Here is a 10,430-nt window from a genome sequence, read left to right as displayed (position 1 = left end):
TTATTTAAATTTGGGGGAATTTTTGAGTTAGAGGGGTATTATACAAGCTTTATACTTTTAAGAAGTTTAATGCGTTTTTTAAGATGTTTTTGCTATATTCACAGATTAAATTAAAGATTTCAAAGGATTAAAAATGGAGCTAAAACTCGCTAGAACGCAACTTGACGCCAAACCAAAAACGATCTCTCTTGAAAAAATCGAAGCGGCATTTGCCAAAGATCCGCAACAAATTTTCTATTTCGACAGAGAAAACAGCCATAAACAACTCATCGCTTTGGTTGAATTTTTCGAGGAAAAAGGCCTTAGCGTCTATCACCGCACCGTTCGCTACGGCCTAGACGAAAACGACTACATGTACGAAGTGCATATTTTATAAGGCGAGTTTTGAGCAAAAAGGTATTTATCCAAACGCTAGGATGCGCTATGAACGTCCGCGACAGCGAGCATATCGTCGCCGAACTAAAAGAAAAGGAAAATTACGATTTAACGGACGATATCTCCGAGGCCGACCTCATCCTCATCAACACCTGCTCGGTGCGCGAAAAGCCCGTACATAAGCTTTTTAGCGAGGTCGGCGGCTTTGAAAAAGTAAAAAAAGCGGGCGCTAAAATCGGCGTTTGCGGTTGCACGGCAAGCCATCTGGGAAGCGAAATTTTTAAACGTGCGCCTTACGTGGATTTCGTACTCGGTGCACGAAACGTCAGCAAAATTTCAGCCGCCGTTAAGACGCCTAAATTTATCAGCACCGACATAAATCACGACGAGAGCGAGTATGCATTCGGCGAATTTCGAGGCTCGCCGTATAAAAGCCACATAAATATCTCGATCGGCTGCGATAAAAAATGCACCTACTGCATCGTTCCGCACACCAGAGGCGACGAGATCTCGATCCCTGCAAATTTGATCCTACGCGAAGTAAAAAAAGCCGCCGAGGGCGGAGCGAAGGAAATTTTCTTGCTCGGGCAAAACGTAAACAACTACGGCAAGAGATTTTCAGGCGCACACGAGAAGATCGACTTTAGCGACCTGCTCGTAAAAATCAGCGAGATAGAGGGCGTCGAGCGCATACGATTTACCAGCCCGCATCCGCTCCATATGGACGATAAATTTTTAGAAATCTTTAGCCAAAATCCCAAAATTTGCAAATCCATGCACATGCCGCTTCAAAGCGGAAACACCAAAGTCCTACGCGAGATGAAGCGCGGCTACACCAAAGAGTGGTTCTTAGACAGGGCCGCTAGACTGCGCGCGATGTGTCCTGATGTTAGCATTTCGACCGACATTATCGTGGCGTTTCCTGGCGAGAGCGAAGAGGAGTTTGAGGACACGATGGATGTGCTGGAAAAAGTACGCTTCGAGCAAATTTTTAGCTTTAAGTATTCGCCTCGCCCGATGACTAAGGCGGCGGAGTTTACAAACCAAATCGACGAAGCCGTCGCAAGCGCTCGCCTAACCCGCCTACAAAGCCGCCACAACGAGATTTTAGACGAAATCGTCGCGGCGCAAAAAGACAAAATTTTTGACGTATATTTCGAGGAGCTTCGCGCAAACGGCGGCGTCGCCGGCAGGAGCTTTAACAACTTCCTCGTTCAAGTCGCAGGTAGCGAAGAGCTGCTAGGCAAAACGCTAAAAGTGCGCGTGAACGATCCAAAGAGAATGGTGCTTTACGGTGAGCTTGTGGGCTAAATTTAAACGAAGCGTTTTTATAAATTTAGCCCCGCGCATTATCTATTTTTTTATTTGGATTATATTTTTAACCTGCAAAAAGAGCTTTTCTAAGACAAATTTGACAAACGAGCCCTGCGTCGTGCTATTTTGGCACGGCAGGCTTGCACTGATGAGCTTTGCCTACGTGCACTGGTGGAAAAACGGCCAAAATCCGCAAAGACGCGCCAAAGTCATAATAAGCGACCACAAAGACGGTGAGATCATCGCGCGCGTGATTTCGTTTTTCGGTATCGGTGCGATCAGGGGCAGTAGCTCAAAAGGCGCAGTAAAGGCCCTCGCACAAAGCTTTAGAGAGCTAAAAAGCGGCACCGACGTCATCATCCCCCCAGACGGTCCGCGCGGCCCCTATCACAGCGTCGCCGACGGAGCAGTCGTCATAGCGCAAAAGCAAAATGCGCCGATACAAATTTTAAACTACGAAGCGAGTAAATTTTGGCAGCTAAAAAGCTGGGATAAAATGATAATCCCAAAGCCTTTTAGCGAGATTTCTTATACTCTCTCGCCGCCTTTTAGCGTGACAGGCATGGAGCTAGAAAGCGCAAGAGAGCAGATAAAAAAGGAGATGGAAAAATGAGCTCAAAGACCGTTATTTTAATTATCGGAGCACTTTTGGCGGCTATTTTTGTCTCATTTGTCACGCTTAGTCCGTCTTACAAAAACGCGCTTGGAGCCAAATTTTACTACGAAATGGGCGACTATGAAACCGCCTATAAGCTCTCAAAATCAGCCTACCATAAAGACATTTACAACAAACTAGCCCACACTGTGATGGTGCAAAGCGAGATCTCGCAAAAATACGCCCTCTACATCGCTCGCTCAAACGGCTACCTAGAAAATATCCAAAAAATCAGCAAATCAGGCAAGGTAAGCAAAGTAAATTTAGACAAAATTCGCATGATGTGCGACATCGCCGTGAGCGACTATGCAGAGCTTAAGCCGTCAAATTTGACGGACTCGGACCTGCAAGAAGAAGCAAAACGAATAAAAGATAAATTTTTAACCCTACAAAAAGAGCTGTTTTAACTCTATTTTATGGCTTTTTGGGTATTATAACGCATCGTAATTTTTAGGAGAAATCTTTGCTGATACGTCGTTTTTTTAGCGTTTTATATCTTAGCGCCGTTATCCAGTCTAAAAAATGCATATTTTACGGCGAGGCATACAAGGGTGCAACTCCGATCAAAACGATAAAAAACGAATTTGACCTAGATGAGTCCGGCAAAATCTCAGACAGAATAAAAGAGTATCTAAAAAATCTACAAAAAGAGTATAAATGGGTTTATATTTCGCTGTTTTTCGACGCGCTCGAACAAGGAGCGTTTGAAGCTAAAAATGCCGAAAATCTCGAAAAATTAGGCATAAAGACAAAAGAGATAACCTGCATAAATCCTGCTAAAAATTGGCTGATCTATGCAAAACTTTCAGACGTTAAAGCCGCCGAGAGTAAATTTGGCAACATCGACGTTGATGTGCTTTACTCGCCTATTATACTAATCCAAAAAGAGATCGAAAAACTAAATTTACCAACCGCAAAAACGCTTTTTATTTATGCCTGCAAAGAAATTTTCGCCATCTGCATTACATCGGGTAACGGCGCAAAATACGCCACGGTTTGTAAGCTAGATGAGGACGACAGCGACGAGAACGTCGAATTTGATAAAGAAAACAGCGACGAGATAGATGATTTTATCACGAATGTAGACGAAAGCTTTAACAACATGGACGGTCTAGAAAATTTAGACGATATGTTAAAGACCGGCGATAGCCAAGAGGAGTTTGCCGACCTCGACTACGATATAAATATGCCAGAATCCATCGATGTAACCGCCTCGGTATCGATATTTGGGCGCGATATGAGTATGTACCGGTATATATCGCTGGCGCTTAAAGAATTTTATTCAAATCCGCTTTATGAGGGCGATTTTATCGAAAACGTCGTGATATTTGACGCTACGGAGAGGACGAGCGCTACGTTTTTACACTATCTAGAAAACGAACTCTTAGTAAAGACCACCGTTTATCCCGTCGATACGCTAAAAACGATGACCGAGCTAATGAAAAAAGAGTTGGAAAATGACTAGTTATAGCTTTATAAAACCTCAGAGAAAACCGATTTTTAACCTTTTTAGTAAAATTTGGCTACTTTTTATAGCTATAATCGTGTTGCTTTTTGCTGCGGCGAATTTCTTTGTCGAGTTAAAAAGCAATTCACTACGAAACCAAACACAAGTCTTAAAACAAAAACAAGAGCAAACACAAGGTCAGATCAAGCAAATCGACGAGCTAACTGCGCTTTTAAAGCAAAGAAGAGATAACGCAAACGAGATCGCGGCTTCAAACGCCGTCTTAAAGCAAAGCGTACGTAATCTGCTAGATCTAGTGCCTTCAAGCATTACGCTACACGAGATATCGATGGACAAAAACTCGCTAGTCATAAAAGGCACTACGCCTAGCCGCGACGTTTATAACATGCTGCTCGCAACGCCGTTAAAGTCGATTTTTAGCACGTCAAATACCTCTTTTTATCAGTTAGATAGCGGCTGGCTAAACTTCATTAGCACAAACAAAACCGACAGCTTAGAAGGTAAAAATGAGTAAAGATAGAAGCCTACAAAATATCGACATTACAAAACTGCTCATCTATGTACTTGTTTTCATAGTCGCCTGCTTAATGATGATATTTGTATTTTTAGTGCCTAGTATCAAAGAGTACAAGCAGGTCAAATACGAAAGCCGCATGCAAATAGCCGCAAGCGCACAAACACAAAGGCTCTACGACGCCAAATCAAAAGCCCTAGACGAGATAAAACAAAGCGACAAAGCCCAGTTAGACGCGCTTGAAAACAAATTTGACGCGGATAAATTTACTCAATTTGCATCAAAATATTTCTCAAACGTAAATCTAAGCGAAGTAAAAGAGGTTATAAAAAACGGCGAAATCTCTGTATACGGACTAACCGTAACCGGCTCCATGAAAACGCCTGCTAAATTTTATGAGTTTATAGATGCGCTTCAAAGCTATGAAAATATCGTCAAAATCGGCTTTCCGATCAAAATGCGCAAAGATACCGAAAAGATCGACGCAACCTTTGGCGTCAAAATTTACAGCTTAAGATAAATCAAAGTTTTTATCTCGGCTTTTTGTATAATCTTTAAAATTTAAATAAAGATAAAAAATGCTCTATAAAAATAGAACTTTTAGAGCTAACAAAACTTGCGACGATCGATTTTAAAAACGCGTACGCAAATTCGACTAGATTTAATCGCACCAAATCACCAAATTTAATCACTCTTTTGATTCGTTTACAATCAGGTTCTAATTTATGGCAAATTTAGATTTTGATGCGCGAGTTTTTGTATAAAGGCGGCAAAGAAAAACGCATTTAAAATCGAGTTCGCTTTATTTTTGATCTTAAATTTTAGCCATTTTAGTAGCGATTATAAGCCAAAGCCTACAAAAACTCTTTAAATTTAGACAGATCCGCGCCCGCGGAAAATAAAAATCCGCGGTTTATCGGCGGGATGGCGAGCTGCCTGCACGCTTCTTTAAATTTCTTTTCCATAGCCGCTTTGATATATGGCGTTACGAAAATAAAATATTTGCCCGCACCCACGGCAACCTTGCCGCCTAGCACGCAGCGAGCGCCCTTTTCTAGGCAGCGAGAGCATTCGTTTCGCTGCGCCGAGCTTAGTACGAGCCCTAGCCGCTTGCACGCCTGATCCGCGCCGCGAATCTCATTTGCGCCGCGTTTTACGAGATAAATTTTAGGCGCTGGATTAGAAATTTCGGGAGTTAAGCTTAACGCGTCAGCCGTCAAAAACTCAAAGCTTTTTTTCACGCCGCTAAAGTACTCGTTTAAAAACGGCTCGCTAAATTTAGCGCGAATAAAGCCTCGTTTAAACCGGTCCGTTAAATTCGTCTCGTCGGTGAAGTATTTTAGGTTTTGCTCACGCAAAAACCGCTCCAGCTCGCACTTTCGCACGCCTAGAAGCGGACGAGCGATCACGTACTTCTCGCGAGCTTCAAGCTCCTGCATGCCAAGCAGCTCGCTAAGCCCCGCGCCGCGCCCAAGCTGCATCAAAAACCACTCGAATTTATCGTCAAACTGATGCGCTAAGATCAAATTTTCATATCCCTGCTCGCGGCAAATCTCGGCGAAAAAATCATATCTAGCCGCACGAGCCTCGTGCTCAAAATTTGACTCGCCCAGTCGCACGCTTTTTACGTAGATTTGTTTGTTAAATTTAGTCGCAAGCTGCCGCGCCGACGCGACTTCGTCCTTGCTCTGCGCGCGGATGTTATAGTCCACGATCGCAAGGTCAAATTTCACGCCCGCCTCGTCCAGAAGGTAAAAAAGCGCCGTGCTATCGACGCCGTGCGAAAATGCAAGTAAATTTCGCCCCGATTTTAGCTTATGTAAAACGGGCGCGCTTAGCATTTTAGGCCTTTGCCGTGATCTTGCCCAGCGCCTGGCTGCCCGCTACCTGCGTGATCTCGCACCAGTAGCGACCGCCGGTTTCTAGCTGCTCCACGTCGCTTTCGTTGATCAAAATTTCGCCGTCGATGTCCTTATCCCAGAGCGCCTTTTTCGCAGCGTAAAACATCTCGCCTTCGCTGCTTTCGCCCTCGAGCGAGACGATAAATTTTTGCCCTAGCTCCTGCGCAAAGCTCGCTTCGATCGCGGCGCGAGTGATCTTTTCTATTTTACTTAGACGCTTTGAGATGATTTTGGCGGGCACCTGCTCCATCTCATACGAGAGCGTGTTCTCTTCTTTCGAGTAGGCAAACGCCGAAACGCGGTCAAATTTAAACTCCTGTAAAAACTCGCAAAGCTCGTCGAATTCCGCTTCGCCCTCGCCCGGGTGTCCGACGATGACGCCCGTTCGTAAAAACGCGTCAGGCGCGCTTTTCATCAAATTTAAAAGCTCTTTGATCCGTGCCGCACTGCTTCCGCGCCTCATGATTTTTAGCATTTTCTCGCTTGAGTGTTGGATCGGCATGTCAAAGTAGTTCGCAAACACGGGCGAGGCGATGATGCGCTCAATTAGCGCGTTTGAGGTCGTACTAGGATAAAGATAAAGTATGCGCGCGGTTTTGACGCCCTCGATGTTTTCGACCGCGTCGATGAGAGAGATGAGCCCGTCGCTAACCGCGTGATCGCGCATATACGAGCTGCTGTCCTGCGAGAGGAAGCTAAAGTCGTAGTAGCCCTTTTTTACGAGCTTTTGCACCTCGTCTACGATGTTTTCCAGCGCGCGGGATTTTAGCTTGCCCTTAAATGTCGGGATCGCGCAGAAGCTACATTTTTGATTACAGCCTTCCGAAATTTTGATGTAGGCGTGGTAGTTTGAACCCGTTATCACGCGCTCTTCGCTTGCTTGCAGGTAGGTATCAGGGCTAAATAAATTTTGCTTTTTTAGGATGATCTCATCGATCTTGTCGTAGTCTCCGACGCCGGTAAATAGATCAACCTCGGGTAGCTCCTTCATCAGCTCCTCGCGGTATCGCTGCATGAGGCAGCCAGTGACTACAAGCAGGGAGTCTTTTTTACGCGCTTCGTGCATATCCAGGATCGCGCGGATACTCTCTTCTTTTGCCGAGTTTATAAAGCCGCAGGTGTTTACGATGATGACGTCAGCAGAAGCGACATCTGGCGTGATCTCGTAGTTTGAGAGGCGTCCGAGCATGATTTCAGAATCCACAAGATTTTTGTTACAGCCTAAGGATACTAAGTGAAGTTTACCCATCTTATATCCACAGATTGTCAATCAGGCGCGTTTTGCCGACATACGCGGCGACTAGGATGATGGTGTTGCTCGGCTCTATTAGCGAGATTTCGTTTAAATTTCTATCCACGATCGCGACGTAGTCGACGTTTAGCGGTTCTAGGGTTTGCAGCATCTCGCCTTTTATCGTTTGTGCGTTTAGTTCGCCTGCCGCGATCAAATTTGAGGCTTTTTTAAGCGAATGCGAAAGCTTAAGCGCCTCTAGCTTTTGCCCCTCGTCTAGGTAGGCGTTTCGCGAGCTAAGCGCCAGTCCGTCGCGCGCGCGAACGATCTCGCAAGGCACGATCTCTAAATTTAAAAAACAGGTCTTTACGAAATTACGCACGATGAGCAGCTGTTGCGCGTCCTTTTTGCCCATATAGACGCGCTTTGCGTTTGTTAGATTAAAGAGCTTGTTTAGCACGCGAAGCACGCCGTCAAAGTGTCCAGGGCGAGTCTTGCCCTCAAGCACGCTTGCTAAATTTTCAGGCGCGCTGATTAGCGGCTCGGTATCAAAATATAGCTCCCTAGCCTCAGGCGCAAACATCGCGTGCACGCCCAGCTCCTCGCAAATTTTAGCGTCGTTTTGTTCGTTTTTCGGATAATCTTCAAAGTCCTCGCCGGCTAAAAACTGCGCCGGGTTTACGAAGGTCGAAACGATCGCGGTTTTGTTCTCTGCTACGCACTTTTCTATGAGGCTAGCGTGTCCGTCGTGAAGCGCGCCCATAGTGGGTACGAAGCCGATATTTTCGGGATTTGCCGCGACAAAATCTCGCAGCTGTTCTACTGTTCTTAAAATTTGCATTTTCTCTTCTTTAAAATTATAGAAATATAAGACTAAAGATTATATCAAAAAAAACTAAAGGTATAAATTAAGTCTAAGAAGCAATCTGTTTAGCGAGTATTAATCAATAAATAATAAAATTCTTCTCACGAGCTTTAGCTCCAAAATAACAAAAAAGGAACAAAAATGGCTACTCAAGAGATAAATTTGGAGTCTTTAAAAAAAGATATCGACTCTTTAAAAACAGACTTAAAAGACATTGTAAAGTCCATTAAAGACGCAGGTACACAACGCGCAGAATCTGCTAAAGACAAAATCCTAGATCAACTAAATAGCGACGAAATTAAAAAATATATAGATGATCTAAGACTAAAGGGCAAAGACGGCATAGAAAGCGTGAATGACACGATAAAACAAGATCCGATAAAAAGCATTGCTATCGCTGCGGGCGTTGGATTTTTAGCCGCTTGGTTGATAAAAAAATAATGGCAGGCATATCTGAATTTATAGTATCCGTGGTTGAGCTAGTAGATGCTCAAGCCGACGACATTAGGTGCTCTTTTTTAAGGAGTGCCAATTCGGTTTTATTAAATACGATAACTAGCGTAATCTGCATTATAGGTTTGGTATTTTTCTTACTGGGGCTACACACGCTCCTTGAAAAAACTATCGGAGAAATTTGGGCGTATTTTGCCTGCTCTGCTGTAGCTTTTTTATCTTCGATTATAGTATACAAGGTATTCCGTGCAAAGTGATATAACAAAAGAAAAGCTAAGACTAGTGGTATCGATGCTAGAGAACAAAAACACAGATAAAAAAAAGCTAAAACTCGAAGAGGCTAAACTAAATTTATTACTAAATGACCCACTACCAAACTTTTCAACAGAACTCAGCCTAATCAATCGAGGCAATATTAAGCAGGCCTTGATATCCATAATAGATAAACATTTCATAATACCTACTCTAAATAAAATTTTATAAACAACCTTAATCCAAATATGTTATAATCACGCCAAAAAGCACAAAAAAGGTCTTAAATTTTGGATAATTACGAATACACGGAACTTCTAAAAACCCTAAACACGAAAGTAGAAAATATCGCTGGCGTCGTAAAGCCTGAGAGCATCAAAGCTCGCCTAAAAGAGATCGAGGAGCTAGAAAACGATCAAAATTTCTGGCAAGATATCGCAAAAGCGGGCGCAATCGGCAAGGAAAAAACTAAAATTTCAAATATCTTAAATAACTTCCTAAACGCCAAAAGCGCCGTAGACGACGCAAAGGATCTATACGAGCTGGCAAACTCTGAAAATGACGAAGAGACGATAAATTCGCTCTTTGCCGAGGCGGACGAGCTTGAGGATAAGATAGTAAATTTAGAGATTTCTATGCTGCTTAGCGGCGAGGATGACGGCAAAAACGCCATCGTCACTATCCATCCCGGCGCGGGCGGCACGGAGAGTAACGACTGGGCGAGCATGCTATACCGCATGTATCTGCGCTTTTGCGAGCGCGAGGGCTTTAAGGTCGAAACCCTGGACTTCCAAGAGGGCGAAGAAGCGGGGCTAAAAGACGTGAGTTTTATCGTCAAAGGCGTAAACGCCTACGGCTATCTAAAGGCCGAAAACGGCATCCACCGCTTAGTACGAACCAGTCCGTTTGATAGCGCGGGTCGCCGACACACGAGCTTTACTAGCGTAATGGTAAGCCCGGAGATCGACGACGACATCGAGATAGAAATCGACGAAAAAGATCTAAAAATCGACACCTACCGCGCAGGCGGAGCGGGCGGTCAGCACGTAAACAAAACCGAGTCTGCCGTACGCATCACTCACGCTCCTACCGGCATCGTCGTGCAGTGTCAAAACGACCGTAGCCAGCACAAAAACAAAGCCACTGCGATGAAAATGCTAAAATCGCGCCTGTATGAGCTAGAGCTAATGAAGCAGCAAGAAGCCGCAGGCAGCATCGAAAAAAGCGAGATCGGCTGGGGCCATCAGATCCGCTCCTACGTGCTTTTCCCGTATCAACAGGTCAAAGACAACCGCAGCGGAGAGGCGTATAGCCAAACCGACGCAATACTAGACGGCGACATAAAAAAACTCATCGAGGGCGTTTTGGTAAGTCAAAAAAGCATAAACTAGAAAGGAAAAAT

The 10,430-nt window shown here is 44.4% G+C and carries 13 protein-coding genes; 10 read left to right on the top strand and 3 right to left on the bottom strand.

Going from position 1 to position 10,430, the window contains the following annotated elements; all coding sequences use genetic code 11:
• The first annotated feature begins 133 nt into the window (after nucleotides 1-133).
• The 7 genes from Q0200_RS00445 to Q0200_RS00415 are packed head-to-tail and all read left to right on the top strand — an operon-like array spanning nucleotide 134 to nucleotide 4,846.
• Nucleotides 134-376: an HP0268 family nuclease gene (locus Q0200_RS00445; protein WP_122873392.1), complete on the top strand. Its 243-nt coding sequence runs from the start codon at nucleotides 134-136 to the stop codon at nucleotides 374-376.
• Nucleotides 373-1,686, top strand: coding sequence for a tRNA (N6-isopentenyl adenosine(37)-C2)-methylthiotransferase MiaB (miaB, locus tag Q0200_RS00440; RefSeq protein WP_297936538.1), 1,314 nt, complete (start codon nucleotides 373-375; stop codon nucleotides 1,684-1,686). Before Q0200_RS00445 ends, miaB begins: the two co-directional genes overlap by 4 nt.
• Entirely contained in the window at nucleotides 1,676-2,302 is a 627-nt protein-coding gene (locus Q0200_RS00435; protein WP_366118025.1) for a lysophospholipid acyltransferase family protein, read from the top strand. The genes miaB and Q0200_RS00435 overlap by 11 nt, the downstream gene beginning before the upstream one ends.
• The gene (locus Q0200_RS00430) at nucleotides 2,299-2,751 is read left to right on the top strand and encodes a hypothetical protein (protein WP_002949984.1); all 453 of its coding nucleotides are present in this window, start codon (nucleotides 2,299-2,301) and stop codon (nucleotides 2,749-2,751) included. The genes Q0200_RS00435 and Q0200_RS00430 overlap by 4 nt, the downstream gene beginning before the upstream one ends.
• Before the next feature lie 56 nt (nucleotides 2,752-2,807).
• The gene (locus Q0200_RS00425) at nucleotides 2,808-3,809 is read left to right on the top strand and encodes a hypothetical protein (RefSeq protein ID WP_297936532.1); all 1,002 of its coding nucleotides are present in this window, start codon (nucleotides 2,808-2,810) and stop codon (nucleotides 3,807-3,809) included.
• Nucleotides 3,802-4,326 (top strand): hypothetical protein, encoded by a 525-nt coding sequence (locus Q0200_RS00420; protein ID WP_297936530.1) that lies wholly within the window; start codon nucleotides 3,802-3,804, stop codon nucleotides 4,324-4,326. The genes Q0200_RS00425 and Q0200_RS00420 overlap by 8 nt, the downstream gene beginning before the upstream one ends.
• Nucleotides 4,319-4,846, top strand: coding sequence for a hypothetical protein (locus Q0200_RS00415; protein WP_297936528.1), 528 nt, complete (start codon nucleotides 4,319-4,321; stop codon nucleotides 4,844-4,846). The genes Q0200_RS00420 and Q0200_RS00415 overlap by 8 nt, the downstream gene beginning before the upstream one ends.
• Before the next feature lie 334 nt (nucleotides 4,847-5,180).
• On the opposite strand, the gene tilS is transcribed toward Q0200_RS00415, so the two are convergent.
• The 3 genes from tilS to panC are packed head-to-tail and all read right to left on the bottom strand — an operon-like array spanning nucleotide 5,181 to nucleotide 8,299.
• The gene (gene tilS, locus Q0200_RS00410) at nucleotides 5,181-6,167 is read right to left on the bottom strand and encodes a tRNA lysidine(34) synthetase TilS (RefSeq protein ID WP_297936526.1); all 987 of its coding nucleotides are present in this window, start codon (nucleotides 6,165-6,167) and stop codon (nucleotides 5,181-5,183) included.
• 1 nt (nucleotide 6,168) lies between these two features.
• Nucleotides 6,169-7,476 carry a 30S ribosomal protein S12 methylthiotransferase RimO gene (gene rimO, locus Q0200_RS00405; RefSeq protein ID WP_297936524.1) on the bottom strand — a complete coding sequence of 436 codons (1,308 nt, stop codon included), beginning with the start codon at nucleotides 7,474-7,476 and terminating at the stop codon, nucleotides 6,169-6,171.
• A gap of 1 nt (nucleotide 7,477) precedes the next feature.
• The gene (panC, locus tag Q0200_RS00400) at nucleotides 7,478-8,299 is read right to left on the bottom strand and encodes a pantoate--beta-alanine ligase (RefSeq protein ID WP_297936522.1); all 822 of its coding nucleotides are present in this window, start codon (nucleotides 8,297-8,299) and stop codon (nucleotides 7,478-7,480) included.
• Nucleotides 8,300-8,464: 165 nt separating this feature from the next.
• On the opposite strand from panC, the gene Q0200_RS00395 reads away from it, so the two are divergent.
• The 3 genes from Q0200_RS00395 (at nucleotide 8,465) to prfB (ending at nucleotide 10,419) form a co-directional block, all read left to right on the top strand.
• Nucleotides 8,465-8,764, top strand: a complete 300-nt coding sequence (locus Q0200_RS00395; protein ID WP_297936520.1) for a DUF883 domain-containing protein — start codon at nucleotides 8,465-8,467, stop codon at nucleotides 8,762-8,764.
• Between the two features lie 258 nt (nucleotides 8,765-9,022).
• A complete protein-coding gene (locus Q0200_RS00390; RefSeq protein WP_297936518.1) occupies nucleotides 9,023-9,259 on the top strand; it encodes a hypothetical protein in 237 nt (78 codons plus the stop codon).
• 59 nt (nucleotides 9,260-9,318) lie between these two features.
• The gene (prfB, locus tag Q0200_RS00385) at nucleotides 9,319-10,419 is read left to right on the top strand and encodes a peptide chain release factor 2 (RefSeq protein WP_297936516.1); all 1,101 of its coding nucleotides are present in this window, start codon (nucleotides 9,319-9,321) and stop codon (nucleotides 10,417-10,419) included.
• Nucleotides 10,420-10,430 lie beyond the last annotated feature (11 nt).

This window comes from uncultured Campylobacter sp., from assembly GCF_938045225.1.
In the GTDB taxonomy this organism is placed as follows: Bacteria; Campylobacterota; Campylobacteria; order Campylobacterales; family Campylobacteraceae; genus Campylobacter_A.
Note: the sequence above shows the minus strand (reverse complement) of the source record. Positions and strands in the feature narration are given on the sequence as shown.